We start from the raw sequence: 13,998 nt of genomic DNA, 5'->3' as shown, positions 1-13,998 counted from the left end.
ATGGCCGGTGCCGTATTTCCGTGGCGTGAAGGCAATCACTTTGAATTGCTGATCGACGGTCCGCAGTTTTTTCCGCGCATGTTGGTGGCGATTGCCCGTGCCGAAGAGCAGGTCGAACTGGAGCTGTATCTGGTGGAGGCGGGGGCCTGCGCCGAGGCGATGGTCCAGGCGTTGGTGCAAGCCGCCGAGCGTGGTGTGCGGGTGCGTTGCCTGTTCGATGACTATGGCAGCCTCGCCTTCACCCTGAACCTGCGCCAACGCTTGATGGCGGCGGGGGTGGAACTGCGTTTCTACAATCGCTTGAGCTGGCGGCGTTGGGTCGGCAATTTCTATCGCGATCACCGCAAGTTGTTGCTGGTCGATCAACGTCTGGCGGTGGTCGGCGGCACGGGCGTGACCGACGAATTCTGGACCCCGGGCGAAGACACCAGCGAATGGCACGAAGTGATGGTGGAAATGACCGGCCCGCTGGTGCTCGACTGGCAATTGCTGTTCGACCGTCAATGGATCGCCAACCGCCACCGCCGCGCCTGGAAACCCGCCTCGCATTTCGGCCTGCCGCGTTTGCCGCGTGTGCCGTCCATGGGCGAAGGCATGGGCCGCGTGGCCTATGCCGACGCCCGCCAGCACCGGGACATCCTGCAGTCGTTGTTCCGTGCCTTGAACAGCGGCCAGCAGCGCATCTGGCTGGCCACGCCGTATTTCCTGCCGACCTGGAAAGTCCGTCGCTCGTTGCGCAAAGCCGCCGCGCGCGGTATCGACGTGCGCCTGCTGCTGACCGGGCCGCGCACCGATCACCCGTCGGTGCGCTACGCCGGGCATCGCTACTACCCGCGCCTGCTCAAGGCCGGGGTGAAAATCTTCGAGTACCAGCCGTGTTTCCTGCACCTGAAAATGGTGCTGGTGGACGACTGGGTGAGCATTGGTTCGTGCAATTTCGATCACTGGAATTTGCGCTTCAACCTCGAAGCCAACCTTGAAGCGCTGGACCCCGGATTGACGGCGGCAGTGGCGGCGAGTTTCGAGAAGGACTTTGCCCTGAGCCAGGAAGTCAGCCTGGAGGAATGGCAACGCCGGCCATTGTGGCGGCGGATCAAGCAGAGGGTGTGGGGCTGGGTGGATCGGGTGGTGGTGAATCTGCTGGATCGGCGGGGCTAACCACCCACACCGACGACCTCCTGTAGGAGCGAGGCTTGCCCGCGAAGACGGCATCACATTCGACGAAGATGTTGAATGTGACGGCCTCTTCGCGGGCAAGCCTCGCTCCTACAAGGACGGGTTGATCGTTCCCACGGTGTTACAGCAATTCAAAGCTCTGCTGCGTCACGTCCTGGGAGTCCAGGCCGATCTGCACGTTGAACTTGCCCGGTTCGGCGCCGTACTTGAGCTGGGCGTTGAAGAACTTCAGGTCGTCTTCGGTAATGGTGAAGTGCACGACTTTCTGTTCGCCGGCCTTGAGCATTATTTTCTGGAAGTTCTTCAGTTCCTTGACCGGGCGGATCATCGAGCCGGTCACGTCCTGGATGTACAACTGCACCACGGTTTCGCCGTCACGCTGGCCAGTGTTTTTCACCATGACGCTGGCGTCGAGCTTGCCGGTCTTGTTCAGGGTGGTCGACGACAGGGCCATGTCTTCCACGCTGAACGTGGTGTAGCTCAGGCCGAAACCGAACGGAAACAGCGGCCCGGTGGTGTCATCGAAATACTGCGAGGTGTAGTTGCCCGGTTTGCCCGGCGTGAACGGCCGGCCGATGCTCAGGTGGTTGTAGTAGGTCGGAATCTGACCCACCGAACGCGGGAAGGTGATCGGCAATTTGCCCGACGGGTTGTAGTCGCCGAACAGCACGTCGGCGATGGCGTTGCCACCTTCGGTGCCGCTGAACCAGGTTTCCAGGATCGCGTCGGCCTGGTCTTTCTCTTCGAGAATCGACAGCGGACGGCCGTTCATCAACACCAGCACCAGCGGTTTGCCGGTGGCTTTCAACGCCTTGATCAACTCGCGCTGGTTGGCCGGGATGTTCAGGTCGGTGCGGCTCGACGACTCGTGGGACATGCCACGGGATTCGCCAACAGCGGCAACCACAACGTCAGCATCCTTGGCCGCTTTCACCGCTTCGTCGATCAGGTCCTTGGCCGAACGCGGATCATCCACCACTTCCGGGGCATCGAAGTTGAGGAAGTTGAGGTAATCGAGGACTTTCTTGTCGCTGGTGATGTTGGCGCCACGCGCATAGATCAGCGTGGCTTTGTCGGCCACGGCGGCGTTCATGCCGTCGAACAGGGTGACCGACTGCGCCGGCTTACCGGCGGCGGCCCAGCTGCCCATCATGTCGATCGGCGCCTTGGCCAACGGACCGACCAGGGCGATCTTCGCGGTTTTCTTCAGGGGCAGGGTGTCGTTCTGGTTTTTCAGCAACACCAGGCTGCGGCGCGCCACATCGCGGGCCTCGGGGCGGTGCAGACGGCTTTCGGCGTAGGTGTCGGCCGGGTCGTCTTCAGCCTTGCCGATGCGCAGGTACGGGTCCTTGAACAGGCCCATGTCGTACTTGGCGGCCAGCACTTCGCGCACGGCGTTGTCGATGTCTTTCTGTTCGATCTCGCCAGCCTTCAACAGCCCCGGCAGCTCTTTGCCGTAGAGGGTGTCATTCATGCTCATGTCGATGCCGGCCTTGATCGCCAGCTTCGCGGCTTCACGACCGTCCGCCGCGACGCCGTGCTTGATCAGCTCGAAAATCGCCCCGTGGTCACTGACCGCCAGGCCCTTGAAGCCCCATTCCTTGCGCAGCAGGTCGTTCATCAGCCAGGTGTTGGCCGTGGCCGGCACGCCGTTGATCGAGTTCAGGGCAACCATCACCCCGCCAGCGCCGGCATCAATCGCGGCGCGGTACGGTGGCAGGTAGTCCTGGTACATCTTGACCGGGCTCATGTCGACCACGTTGTAGTCGCGACCCCCTTCGACCGCGCCATACAAGGCGAAGTGCTTGACGCTGGCCATGATGCTGTCGGCGGCGTTGGCGCCCTGGCCCTGGAAGGCCCTGACCATCACGCCGGCAATGCGCGACACCAGATACGTGTCTTCACCGAAGCCTTCGGAAGTGCGGCCCCAGCGCGGGTCGCGGGAGACATCGACCATCGGCGCGAAGGTGATGTCGAGGCTATCGGCCGCGGCTTCCTTGGCGGCAACGCGCCCGGAGCGGCCGATGGCGTCCATGTCCCAGCTCGACGCCAGGGCAATGGGGATCGGGAAAATGGTCCGGTGGCCGTGGATCACGTCATAGGCGAAGAACATCGGGATCTTCAACCGGCTGCGCATGGCCGCGTCCTGCATCGGACGGTTTTCCGGGCGGGTAATGGAGTTGAACGTGCCCCCGATGTTGCCGGCGGCGATTTCCTTGCGGATCAGCTCCCGAGGCATTTCCGGGCCGATGCTGATCAGGCGCAACTGGCCGATTTTTTCATCGAGGGTCATCTGCTTCATCAGGTTGCTGATGAAAGCGTCCTTGTTCTCCAGAGGTGCGGGTGTCGTGGCGGCCAATACGTGATGACTGGCCAGGCTGACGAACAGGCCCAGCAAACACAGCTTCTTCATGAATAGTTTTCTCAAAGGCCTAAACGGCAGTGAATACGCGCCGATCAGCCAAAATTTAGGGAGCGACTATTGTTGTTCAGGTAAATGCAGCACACTTCTGACGCGTTTCTTGTACTGGGGGCATCTTTTAGCCCATTGCTCCGCTGCAATCCAGTGGCGGCGGCAGATTATGCCCCAAGAGCCTGGTTCAAAGGTTACGGGCAGTTTTTCAATGGATTGTGCACGGGAGCACTACCTACATGAATGTACGACTCAACTATCGCTCAAGCCTGCACGTCGCGGCGCTGATGCTGCTGACCACGCTGCTGACCGGTTGCGGCATCAACAACATCCCGACCCTCGACGAGCAGGCCAAGGCCGCTTGGGGCCAGGTGCAGAACCAGTACCAGCGCCGTGCCGACCTGATCCCCAACCTGGTGGAAACCGTCAAGGGCTACGCCAAGCACGAAGAAGACACCCTGACCGCGGTGATCGAAGCCCGGGCCAAGGCGACGTCGATCCAGGTCGATGCCAATACCCTGGACAACCCGGAAAAGCTCAAGCAATTCCAGCAGGCCCAGGATCAACTGACCGGTGCCTTGAGCCGTTTGATGGTGGTGTCCGAACGCTACCCGGACCTCAAGGCCAACCAAAACTTCCTGGCCCTGCAATCGCAACTTGAAGGCACCGAAAACCGCATCGCCGTGGCCCGCCGCGACTTCATCCTCGCGGTGCAGAAATACAACACCGAAATCCGCACCTTCCCCGGTCGGCTGTGGCACAGCGTGATGTACAGCGATTTGCCGATCCGCGAAACCTTCGAAGCCACCAGCCCGGATGCCGATAAAGCGCCGCAAGTTAAATTCTGATGGGCGGCGTACAGCGCGTGCTGCGAGGCACGCTGCTGTCGCTGTGGCTGGTAACCAGTTGCGCCGTGATGGCGCAACAACAGGCTCCAACACCCACGGACGGGTTAGCGTTGCGTCAATCGCAGCCCGTTTCGCAGGTCGAGCCCAAACCGGCCCCCGCGACGGCAATCCCCCTGGACAGTCTGTTTCCCAAACTGACCGGACGCGTTGTCGACACGGCGCAGTTATTGACACCTTCAGCGGTGGTTTACCTTGAGCAGATGCTCAAGCAACTGGAACAGGCCACGACCGATCAAGTGGTGGTGGTCACGGTCCCGAGCCTGGGTGGCTACAGCATCGAGGAATTCGGTGTGCAACTGGGCCGGCATTGGGGCATCGGGCAGAAGGACAAAAACAATGGCGTCCTGCTGTTGGTGGCGCGCGATGACCGTAAGGTGCGGATTGAAGTAGGGTACGGGCTTGAGGCGCAGATCAATGACATGTGGGCCGGCTTTATCATCAATGAATCGATCGTTCCCTATTTCAAGGATGATCTGTACTCATCGGGGATCATTGCCGGGACTACATCGATCGTAAGAATGCTTGTGCCAACCGACCTGCCGAGGGTGGTCAATCGTTCCGTGGAAAGGAGCTGGCTGGATTCGATTGACTGGAGTTGGTGGGTAAAGCTCGTGTTCTTTTTTGTTTTTCTGGGGATTCCAATTGTGGGGTTTCTCAGATCGTGGCAAGAGGAAGAATATTTTCCGTCCGAGTCTGACAAATACACGCCGGTCGATGATGACGACAGTCCGCCACGACGGGAACCGAAGGCTGACCAGGAATCAAGTTGGAGCTGGATCAGCAGCTCGAGTACCTCCGACGATTCCAGCAGCAGTTCGAGTTCCGATTCGGACTCGGACCGTTTCTCGGGCGGCGGTGGCAGCTTTGGCGGTGGCGGGGCTTCCGGCAGTTGGTAGTGCGCCGGGGTGAACAATTAAGGAAGAGGTGCTGATGGGAATCTTCAAATCCGGCCTGGTGCTGTTGCTCTGGGTTGTTGCGATCACGGCCCAGGCCGAGTTGAAATTCCCGCCGCTGACCGGGCGGGTGGTGGACAACGCGCAGATGATCGAACCGGCGGTGCGCGAGCAGTTGACCCAGCAGCTCCAGGCTCACGAAACCGCCACCGGCGAGCAATTGGTGGTGGTGACGTTGCCGGATTTGCAGGGCACCGACATCGCGGACTTCGGCTATCAACTCGGCCGCGCCTGGGGCATCGGCCAGAAGGACAAGAACAACGGCGCGCTGCTGATCGTGGCCCGTGACGAGCGCAAGCTGCGGATCGAAGTCGGTTATGGCCTGGAAGATCGCCTGACCGATGCCCAGAGTTCGGTGATCATCAACCAGGTGATCACCCCGGCGTTCAAGACCGGCAACTTCAGCAAGGGCATCAGCGACGGGGTTGCGGCGATGCTGGTGGTGTTGGGCGGTAGTTCGCTGGACGAACCCTCCACGGTGTATGAGCCGCGCGGTGATGAGGACAGCGATTTCATCTCACGGCACCCCGGCGTGTTCATCTTTCTGGTGATGCTGTTCATCCTGACGATTTTCATCTGCCAGATGCTCGGTATCCTGCCGGCCGGTCGCGGCGGCTCCGGTGGTTCGGGAGGCGGTTTCGGCGGTGGTGGGTTTGGTGGCGGCGGTGGAGGTGGCGGGGGCTTCAGCGGTGGCGGGGGCAGTTTCGGGGGCGGCGGTTCGTCGGGCGGCTGGTGACAATAATAATGAGCGAGCGTTTATAACCATGGCATTACTGACTGAACACGAACAACGCAAAGTCGCCGAGGCGATTGCCCGGGTCGAGCGCGAAACCGACGCCGAACTGGTGACGGTGCTCGCGGCCCGCGCCGACGACTACGTGTACATCCCGCTGCTGTGGGCGAGTTTGCTGGCGTTGGTGGTGCCGGGTGTCGTGCATTACCTGACCGGCGTGCTGACCCTGCACAGCCTGTTGCTGGTGCAATGGGCGAGTTTTATCGTGCTGTGCCTGGTGTTCCGGATTCCGAAAATCACCACGCATCTGATCCCGCGCCGGGTTCGTCACTGGCGCGCCTCGAACCTGGCCCGGCGGCAGTTCCTGGAGCAGAACCTGCACCACACCGTGGGCAGCACCGGGATGTTGATTTTTGTCTGCGAAGCCGAGCGTTATGTGGAAATCCTGGTGGATGAAGGGATCTCCAGGCGCCTGGACAACAAGACCTGGGAAGGGATTGTCGCGGCGTTTACCCAACAGGTGAAACAGGGCCAGACGTTGCAGGGGTTTGTGACCTGCATCGAGGCGTGCGGCGAGTTGCTCAAGGTGCATGTGCCGGTGACGCAGGTGCGCAATGAATTGCCGAATCGGTTGGTGGTGTTGGGCTGATTTCCCCCTGGAGTTGACCCACATTATTGTGGCGAGGGGGCTTGCCCCCGTTGGAGTGCGAAGCGCTCCCAGCATTCTTTCAGTCATACCAAGTCGGCGGGTTTACGACTGCTTCGCAGCCGAACGGGGGCAAGCCCCCTCGCCACAGAAGCTCACCTAACCTCAGAAATCACGCCGTTGAGCAAATAACCGCGTGTTCCCGAACCCCATCCCCCCTAAAATACCCGCCATTCCCGATTCGCACCGCCCGAGGCCGTTTTCCCCATGTCCGCTACCGCCACTCCCGCCAGCCTCGCGCCGGATCATCACGCCCAGTTCATCGACCTGTTGCAAACCAGCCTCGACGCCAATGCCTTCATCAAACTGGTGCTGGCCAAGTACGTCGGCAGCGAAGTGGATTTGCAGCGGCTGATCATCAAGCAACTCACGGTCAAGGATCAGCCTTGCCTGTCCTTCGTCTACCGCTACAAGACCCGCGACATCACCAAGAACTTCCCGCTGGCCGAAGGCGTGGCGACCATCGCCGGGCTGTTGCCGGAGGCGTTCAAAAATGCGCATTTACTCTCCCTGACCGACGAAGCCCAGCTCGAATACAGCAAAAAGGGCAAGTCTTCGCTGTTCAAGAGCAAACCCCAGCAATTGCGTGAAGTGCCCTCCGCCGAGCATAACCGCGAGAAAAACCGCTTCCTCGACCTGAACCGGCCGTTCCTCGCCGACCTGGGCGTGACCAACAGCAAGCACGAGCTGATCCCGGCGATGTCGCGCAAGTGGAAGCAGATCAACAAATTCATCGAAGTGTTCAGCCATGCCCTGACCACTTCGCCACTGGCCCTGGACAAACCGGTGCGCGTGGCGGATTTCGGGTCGGGCAAGGGTTACCTGACGTTCGCGATCCACGACTATTTGCGCAACACCCTGAATGCCGAAGGCGAAGTCACCGGCGTCGAGCTGCGCGAAGAGATGGTCAACCTGTGCAACGCTGCCGCCGCGAAGCTGGAGCATCCGGGGCTGGTGTTCAAATGCGGCGACGTACGCAGCGTCGCGCCGAGCGAGCTGGACGTGATGATCGCCCTGCATGCCTGCGACATCGCCACCGACTACGCGATCCACACCGGCATCCGCTCCGGCGCCTCGATCATCATGTGCTCGCCGTGCTGCCACAAACAGATCCGCCTGCAAATCCAGAGTCCGGCGCTGCTCAAGCCGATGCTGCAATACGGTTTGCACCTGGGCCAGCAGGCGGAAATGGTCACTGACAGTTTGCGCGCGTTGTTCCTTGAGGCCTGCGGCTACGAGACCAAGGTGTTCGAGTTCATTTCACTGGACCACACCAACAAGAACAAGATGATCCTGGCGGTCAAACGCGCCGAACCGGTGGACCCGGCGCAGCTGTTGGTGAAGATTCAGGAGTTGAAAGATTTCTATCAGATCACCGAGCATTGTCTGGAAACATTGCTGCGTTCCGACGGCTACCTCTGATCGCCACACCCCTGTAGGAGCAAAGCTTGCTCGCGATAGCGATCTTGAGGACGCCATCGCGAGCAAGCTTTGCTCCTACAGGCGAAGGCGATTTTGAAGACGCCTTCGCCGGCAAGCCTGGCTCCTACAAGAGCTATGCTGTGGCTACTTGGGCGGGTTTGATGGCGGTCTTGCGCCCGAGCATCACCGTCACAATCACCCCACCCGCAAACAGCCAGGTAATCGGCTCGATGTGTTCGCCAAAAAACAACGCCGAAAACGCAATCGTGAAGAAGATCTGCAACAACTGGATCTGACTGACCCGCGCAATCCCGCCCATCGCCAACCCGGCGTACCAGGCAAAGAAACCGATGAACTGCGAAAACAGCGAGACGTAGCCAAACGCCCACCAGGTCTTGGCCGAGATCTCGCCCTGGTGTTGCAGCGCCAGGTACGTCACCGGCCCGATCAACAGCGGCGTCGACAGCACCAGCGCCCAGCAGATCACCTGCCAGCCGCCCATTTCCTTGGCCAACCGGCCGCCCTCGGCATAGCCCAGACCGCCCACGGCAATCGCCCCGAGCATCAACAAATCACCGGCCTGAATGCTGCCGGCGCCGCTGATCAGCGCATAACCGAGCACCAACGCGCTGCCCAGTGCGGCGCAGGCCCAGAACGCTTTGGACGGGCGCTCATGGGACAGCCACGCGGCATACAGCGCCACGCACAGCGGTTGCAGGCCGTTGACCAGCGCGCCGTGGGACGCCGGCAAGGTTTGCATGGCCCAGGCTGACAACACCGGGAAACCGAGTATCACCCCTGCGATCACCAGGGTCAGGCCTTTGACCTGTTTCCAGGTCGGCCACTTCTCGCGCCGCCACAGCAACAGCATCGCCGCCGGCACCGCCGCAAACAACGCACGGCCCAGGCCGTTGAGCAGCGGGTGGATTTCCTGCACGACGATGCGGGTGAAGGGCAGGGTGAGGCTGAAGATGATGACGCCGAGCAGGCCGAGGGCCATGCCGGTGTTTTCGCGCGAGGACATGATGGGCAACCAGGATTCAGGGTGATTGGACGTGACTTCATCTAGCCACAAACCGCGGCGATTACTCTGTTACAGCTAGGTGCGGAAATATCCGTACAGTTTGCCGCGATCCCTGTGGAGAGGAGGCTTGCCCCGTTCGGCTGCGCAGCAGTCGCAGAACCTGTGCGCACGGTTTAACTGACGGAACGTCGGGGGCGCTTCGCACCCCAACGGGGGCAAGCCCCCTCGCCACAAAAAACCATGTTGGCCGTAGTAGTCGGTTATTACCTGCCGCCGCCGATTAGGACTACCGTGAAGACTCCTGCACGCCCACGTATTCCCAGAGGAGTCCTTCCCATGGCTGCCAAGAAAATCCTGATGCTGGTCGGCGATTACGTCGAAGACTACGAAGTGATGGTGCCGTTCCAGGCGCTGCTGATGGTCGGCCACACCGTGCACGCCGTGTGCCCGGACAAGACCGCCGGCCAGACCGTGCGCACCGCGATCCATGACTTCGAAGGCGACCAGACCTACAGCGAAAAACCCGGTCACCTGTTTGCCCTGAACTTTGACTTCGCCAAGGTCAAGGCGGCCGATTACGACGCACTGCTCGTGCCGGGCGGTCGTGCGCCGGAGTACCTGCGCCTGAACGAAAAAGTCCTGGAACTGGTGCGCGATTTCGACAAGGCCGGCAAGCCGATCGCCGCCGTGTGCCATGGCGCGCAATTGCTCGCCGCTGCCGGGATCCTCGAAGGTCGCGAATGCAGCGCCTACCCGGCCTGCGCCCCGGAAGTGCGGCTGGCCGGTGGTACGTTCATCGATATCCCGGTGACGGAAGGCCACGTACAAGGCAATCTGGCGACTGCGCCCGCCTGGCCGGCCCACCCGAACTGGCTCGCCGGTTTCCTCGGCTTGCTGGGCACTAAAATCACGCTGTAACGAGGGACTTTTGCATGTGCGAGCTCTACGTCAAGGCCGATCCGATCCTCTACGAATCGCGCTCCCGCTCGCTGCGCATCTGCGGGGTGGTCACCACCCTGCGCCTGGAGAATCAGTTCTGGGACATCCTCAGCGAAATCGCCGAAGTCGACGGCATGACCACCAACCAGTTGATCGCCAAGCTGTATGAAGAGGTGATGGACTATCGCGGCGAAGTGGTGAATTTTGCTTCGTTCTTGCGGGTGAGTTGCATGCGGTATTTGAGTCAGCGGCGGGGGATGGCGCCGGGGTTGTCGGTGGTGCGTTCGGCGGCCAAATAGTTTATTGACCTTGCGGGCCTCTTCGCGGGCAAGCCTCGCTCCTACAGGTTTGGTGGTGTTCGACCATTTCGCGGACACCACAAAACCCTGTAGGAGCGAGGCTTGCCCGCGAAGACGTCAGCCCAGGCGCCACAAACCCCGGATCAGAAGAACCGCGTCACACTCACCTTGGCATTGCGCCCCTGGCTATACGCCCGATCCCCACTCAACGCAGACCCGAGGAAGACGCGGCAGGCAAAAACACCTCACATGCGACTGCAAGATATTCTCATGTGAGGTGTTTCAGCGTGCTTCGATGCGTAGTTGGCCATCGGCGAGGGTGACGGTTTTCACCGGAATCAGCGCCGGCAACGCGTTGAGCAAGGCATCGGGATCATTGACGTCGAGGTCGCCGGAGACCTTGAAGCGCCCCAGTTTCCCATCGGCCAACAGCACCGGGCGGGCGCGATACAGGTTCAACTCATCCACCAGGCTGGCCAGTTCGCGATTGCGAAATGACAAGTGCCCGCTGCGCCAGTCCGCCACTTGCCCGTCGGTCAACGTCTGCTGTTGCAGGGTGCCACTGGCCAGGTCAAACGCGGCCTGCTGTTGCGCGCCGAGCTGGGTTTGGGTCTTGCTGTCCGGGGCAAACGCGACCTGGCCGTGGGCGACGCTGACCACCACGTGCCTGGGCGTGCGCCGCACATCGAAAGCGGTGCCGACCACCCGCACCGTCGATTCACCGGTATGCACCCACAGCGGGCGCTCTTTATCCGGCGCCACTTCCAGATAAATCTGGCCCTGATCGAGATAAACCTGACGCTGCTGACTGTCGAAATCGATGCGCAAACGCGTATTGGCGTTGACCGACAAGGTGCTGCCATCCGGCAGATTGAACGTGCGCGAGCCTTTGGCCTGGGCCGCGATTTGTTGCTGATAGACGCCATGGGGCGTGCCGAGGTTGAACGCCAGAACGGCGCAGACCAACGCCGCCGCAATCGCCAGGGCCGGGCGCCACACACTCGGTTTACGCCGCAGGCTGATCGGCGCCGGTTTGTTCTGTTGCTTGAGTTCGGCCAGGTCGGCCCACAGTTCTTCGAAGGCGCGGTAGGCCTTGGTGTGTTCCGGTACGCACATCCACAGCTCGAAAGCTTCGCGGTCGGCGCTGCCGTGCGCCTGGCGATTGCGCACAAACCAGCTGGCGGCCTGGGCGTCGATGCCGTCATCCGGCAGATCAGTGTCACGATTCATTCTGGCTGCTCCGTGCCTTTTTCGTGGTCCAGGCGTTGCTTGCAATGCAGCAGGGCGAAGGCGATGTGTTTTTCCACCATGCTCAGGGAAATACCCATGCGTTGCGCGAACTGTGCCTGACTCAGGCCTTCAAAGCTGTGCAGCATAAGGGCTTCGCGGCGGCGCGGCGAGGGTTCTACGAGCACACCTTTGAGTTGCTTCAGGCGTTGCGCGCCGGTCATGTACGCCGCGTCACTGGGGTTATCCGTGCGTTTGCGCAGGTAATTCAGGATGTCCCCGTAGAACCGGCGAAAGGAATCAGCCGACAGCGGGTCGGGCGTGAGGCGAGACATGGAGATCCTGCTTGAGGCGCGGGTGCAGAAAGGTCGCGGGTGGCTGCCGCGTGAGGTCTATTCTCAAGCAGTGGATAAACCCCATGGAAGGTCTTTACTGTCAGGCAACTTTGGTTGGATCAATCGACAGGAGTGGCACCATGTCTGGATGGTATGAGTTGAGCAAAACCAGCACCGGTCAGTTTCGCTTTGTGCTCAAAGCAGCCAATGCCGAAACCATTCTGAACAGCGAGCACTACACCACCCGCGCCGCTGCCGATGGCGGCATCGCCTCGGTGCAGAAAAACAGCCCGCTGGATGAACGCTACGAGAAAAAGACCACCAAGGATGGCCATCCTTACTTCAACCTCAAGGCCGGTAATCACGAGATCATCGGCAGCAGCGAGGCGTACTCCAACGATGCCGCGCGGGAGAAGGGGATTGCCAGTGTGAAGGCCAACGGGCCGACGACGGTGATCAAGGACAAGACATTGCCGGTGCTTTGACGCGAGATCGTTCCCACGCGCAGCAAAGGAATGCCTCCAGGGACGCTCCGCGTCCCAATGGGACACAGAGCGTCCCGTGCTGCATTCCTTTGCTGCGCGTGGGAACGATCCTTAAAGAATGAGGAGTGCTTTTGTGGCGAGGGGGCTTGCCCCCGTTCGGCTGCGAAGCAGTCGTAAACCTGCTGGCACCTTTTAACTGAAAGACCGCTGAGGGCCGCTTCGCGACCCAACGGGGGCAAGCCCCCTCGCCACAAGTTCGGTGTTCTCTTCAGACTTCGACTGGAACCGTCAGCTTCGAACTCCCCAACGCATGTGTCTTCGAATCAAAAAACCTCAACTCAACCCCCGTCCCCTCAAACACCTTCGCGTAATGCCGCTTCTGATGCTGAACAAACGCCTTGCTGCGCGGCTTGATCGACACTGCCACCACCTTCGGTTTCGCCTGGCGCAGCGCATGGATGATGTGGTTGTCCTGCTCGCCCAGCGCATGCCCGAAGATGCACAACCCCTCGCCATGCCCCAATAACTGGTCATAACAGAACGACAAATAATCCGAACTGCGGATGGTCTTGAGCTTGTCCTGCGCCGGGCCTTCGTTGACGAACAGCGGCACGTCGTCCAGGGTCTTGATGGTGTTGTTGATCGCAAAACTGCCGAGCAACGTGCCCTCGGTCGACTTCAATTTGCGCGCCGTGCCGTCCTGGTTGCGCACCAGGTGCAGGCCACCGTGCAGGTACAGCAAACGGGTTTTATCGGTGGCGCTGGCGCTCAAGTCGAAGCTCGGTTCATCGCCGTGAAACAGGTCAGTGATGGCTTCCGGCTGGTGCTGGAGCGCCCAGTTGCCGAGCAGATCGTAGTTGGTGGTGAACACCGTCCGATAGCGGCCCATCTCTTGATTGATCGTCGCCAACGTCGAAGGCACCACCAGCCGCCACGGGATGTGCACCGCGTGCACGGTGTTGATCAGCGCTTCCTTGATCGCGTAGTAGCGATTGCGCGGCGCGGCGGAGCTGACGGCCAGGGCCTTGTTGACGCGGCTGGTGATTTTCAGCGCGCTCAGCACTTGTTCGAAACTGCGGGTTTGCAGCGCATCGAACACGCTCAGCTCGGACTGGCTCAAGGGCTTTTCTTCGACGGTGCGGGCGTTTTCGAACAGCGAGTCGTAACCGAAGTCATCCCACACCGCACGGCTGGCGCCGTTGCCCAGCAGCAGGCCGCTGAACGAAGCGCTGGTGCGCAAGGCGTTCCAGTCTTCAAGTTGGGCATCGACATCCTGGAAATCGGTCATTGCGTTGGTCGTCTCAAAAAGCGAAGGGTCTGATGGGCGGCGACTTTATCACGACCCGCACTTGAGCCAGATCAACATACGCCGTGACTG

At 60.8% G+C, this 13,998-nt stretch carries 14 protein-coding genes; 9 read left to right on the top strand and 5 right to left on the bottom strand.

The annotated features are described in order from the left end of the window. A complete protein-coding gene (locus tag FQ192_RS02635) occupies positions 1 to 1,158 on the top strand; it encodes a phosphatidylserine/phosphatidylglycerophosphate/cardiolipin synthase family protein (protein WP_149657242.1) in 1,158 nt (385 codons plus the stop codon). Positions 1,159 to 1,297: 139 nt separating this feature from the next. On the opposite strand, the gene bglX is transcribed toward FQ192_RS02635, so the two are convergent. Further along, entirely contained in the window at positions 1,298 to 3,589 is a 2,292-nt protein-coding gene (gene bglX, locus FQ192_RS02630; RefSeq protein WP_149657241.1) for a beta-glucosidase BglX, read from the bottom strand. 239 nt (positions 3,590 to 3,828) lie between these two features. On the opposite strand from bglX, the gene FQ192_RS02625 reads away from it, so the two are divergent. From FQ192_RS02625 to FQ192_RS02600, 5 genes are all read left to right on the top strand, one after another. Beyond that, positions 3,829 to 4,437, top strand: coding sequence for a LemA family protein (locus tag FQ192_RS02625; protein WP_149657240.1), 609 nt, complete (start codon positions 3,829 to 3,831; stop codon positions 4,435 to 4,437). Beyond that, the gene (locus FQ192_RS34830; protein ID WP_149657239.1) at positions 4,437 to 5,393 is read left to right on the top strand and encodes a YgcG family protein; all 957 of its coding nucleotides are present in this window, start codon (positions 4,437 to 4,439) and stop codon (positions 5,391 to 5,393) included. Before FQ192_RS02625 ends, FQ192_RS34830 begins: the two co-directional genes overlap by 1 nt. 34 nt (positions 5,394 to 5,427) lie before the next feature. Then, complete coding sequence (locus FQ192_RS34825; RefSeq protein ID WP_149657238.1) at positions 5,428 to 6,186, top strand: YgcG family protein; 759 nt, start codon at positions 5,428 to 5,430, stop codon at positions 6,184 to 6,186. 28 nt (positions 6,187 to 6,214) lie between these two features. Then, entirely contained in the window at positions 6,215 to 6,832 is a 618-nt protein-coding gene (locus tag FQ192_RS02610) for a TPM domain-containing protein (protein WP_149657237.1), read from the top strand. A 264-nt stretch (positions 6,833 to 7,096) separates the two neighbouring features. Then, a complete protein-coding gene (locus FQ192_RS02600; protein WP_149657236.1) occupies positions 7,097 to 8,311 on the top strand; it encodes an SAM-dependent methyltransferase in 1,215 nt (404 codons plus the stop codon). 133 nt (positions 8,312 to 8,444) lie between these two features. Here the strand turns inward: FQ192_RS02600 and FQ192_RS02595 are convergent, their stop codons facing one another. Further along, on the bottom strand, positions 8,445 to 9,335 hold the full coding sequence (locus FQ192_RS02595; protein WP_149657235.1) for a DMT family transporter: 891 nt from the start codon (positions 9,333 to 9,335) through the stop codon (positions 8,445 to 8,447). A 336-nt stretch (positions 9,336 to 9,671) separates the two neighbouring features. Between FQ192_RS02595 and FQ192_RS02585 the strand changes: the two genes are divergently transcribed. Together FQ192_RS02585 and FQ192_RS02580 are read left to right on the top strand one after the other, a co-directional pair. Next, complete coding sequence (locus FQ192_RS02585; protein WP_149657233.1) at positions 9,672 to 10,253, top strand: DJ-1/PfpI family protein; 582 nt, start codon at positions 9,672 to 9,674, stop codon at positions 10,251 to 10,253. A 14-nt stretch (positions 10,254 to 10,267) separates the two neighbouring features. Continuing rightward, the gene (locus FQ192_RS02580; protein ID WP_149657232.1) at positions 10,268 to 10,573 is read left to right on the top strand and encodes a ribbon-helix-helix domain-containing protein; all 306 of its coding nucleotides are present in this window, start codon (positions 10,268 to 10,270) and stop codon (positions 10,571 to 10,573) included. 282 nt (positions 10,574 to 10,855) lie between these two features. Here the strand turns inward: FQ192_RS02580 and FQ192_RS02575 are convergent, their stop codons facing one another. Beyond that, complete coding sequence (locus tag FQ192_RS02575; protein ID WP_149657231.1) at positions 10,856 to 11,803, bottom strand: FecR domain-containing protein; 948 nt, start codon at positions 11,801 to 11,803, stop codon at positions 10,856 to 10,858. Further along, on the bottom strand, positions 11,800 to 12,135 hold the full coding sequence (locus FQ192_RS02570) for a sigma factor-like helix-turn-helix DNA-binding protein (protein WP_149657230.1): 336 nt from the start codon (positions 12,133 to 12,135) through the stop codon (positions 11,800 to 11,802). The genes FQ192_RS02575 and FQ192_RS02570 overlap by 4 nt, the downstream gene beginning before the upstream one ends. Before the next feature lie 140 nt (positions 12,136 to 12,275). Between FQ192_RS02570 and FQ192_RS02565 the strand changes: the two genes are divergently transcribed. Continuing rightward, positions 12,276 to 12,620: a YegP family protein gene (locus tag FQ192_RS02565; protein ID WP_123597168.1), complete on the top strand. Its 345-nt coding sequence runs from the start codon at positions 12,276 to 12,278 to the stop codon at positions 12,618 to 12,620. 268 nt (positions 12,621 to 12,888) lie between these two features. Here FQ192_RS02565 and FQ192_RS02555 read toward each other — a convergent pair whose 3' ends face one another. After that, positions 12,889 to 13,908: a DUF4917 family protein gene (locus FQ192_RS02555; protein WP_149657229.1), complete on the bottom strand. Its 1,020-nt coding sequence runs from the start codon at positions 13,906 to 13,908 to the stop codon at positions 12,889 to 12,891. Positions 13,909 to 13,998: the final 90 nt, after the last annotated feature.

This window comes from Pseudomonas sp. ANT_J12 (genome assembly GCF_008370045.1).
In the GTDB taxonomy this organism is placed as follows: domain Bacteria; phylum Pseudomonadota; class Gammaproteobacteria; order Pseudomonadales; family Pseudomonadaceae; genus Aquipseudomonas.
The sequence above is the reverse complement of the archived record's forward strand: the minus strand, read 5'-3'. Positions and strand labels throughout refer to the sequence as shown.

Bases quoted from the DNA above. Each gene is read 5' to 3' on its own strand.
- FQ192_RS02625 (WP_149657240.1), top strand. From the start codon at position 3,829: ATGAATGTACGACTCAACTATCGCTCAAGCCTGCACGTCGCGGCGCTG.
- FQ192_RS34825 (WP_149657238.1), top strand. From the start codon at position 5,428: ATGGGAATCTTCAAATCCGGCCTGGTGCTGTTGCTCTGGGTTGTTGCG.
- FQ192_RS02565 (WP_123597168.1), top strand. From the start codon at position 12,276: ATGTCTGGATGGTATGAGTTGAGCAAAACCAGCACCGGTCAGTTTCGC.
- FQ192_RS02570 (WP_149657230.1), bottom strand. From the start codon at position 12,135: ATGTCTCGCCTCACGCCCGACCCGCTGTCGGCTGATTCCTTTCGCCGG.
- FQ192_RS02555 (WP_149657229.1), bottom strand. From the start codon at position 13,908: ATGACCGATTTCCAGGATGTCGATGCCCAACTTGAAGACTGGAACGCC.
- FQ192_RS34830 (WP_149657239.1), top strand. From the start codon at position 4,437: ATGGGCGGCGTACAGCGCGTGCTGCGAGGCACGCTGCTGTCGCTGTGG.
- FQ192_RS02580 (WP_149657232.1), top strand. From the start codon at position 10,268: ATGTGCGAGCTCTACGTCAAGGCCGATCCGATCCTCTACGAATCGCGC.
- FQ192_RS02600 (WP_149657236.1), top strand. From the start codon at position 7,097: ATGTCCGCTACCGCCACTCCCGCCAGCCTCGCGCCGGATCATCACGCC.
- FQ192_RS02635 (WP_149657242.1), top strand. From the start codon at position 1: ATGGCCGGTGCCGTATTTCCGTGGCGTGAAGGCAATCACTTTGAATTG.
- FQ192_RS02610 (WP_149657237.1), top strand. From the start codon at position 6,215: ATGGCATTACTGACTGAACACGAACAACGCAAAGTCGCCGAGGCGATT.
- FQ192_RS02575 (WP_149657231.1), bottom strand. From the start codon at position 11,803: ATGAATCGTGACACTGATCTGCCGGATGACGGCATCGACGCCCAGGCC.
- FQ192_RS02595 (WP_149657235.1), bottom strand. From the start codon at position 9,335: ATGTCCTCGCGCGAAAACACCGGCATGGCCCTCGGCCTGCTCGGCGTC.
- bglX (WP_149657241.1), bottom strand. From the start codon at position 3,589: ATGAAGAAGCTGTGTTTGCTGGGCCTGTTCGTCAGCCTGGCCAGTCAT.
- FQ192_RS02585 (WP_149657233.1), top strand. From the start codon at position 9,672: ATGGCTGCCAAGAAAATCCTGATGCTGGTCGGCGATTACGTCGAAGAC.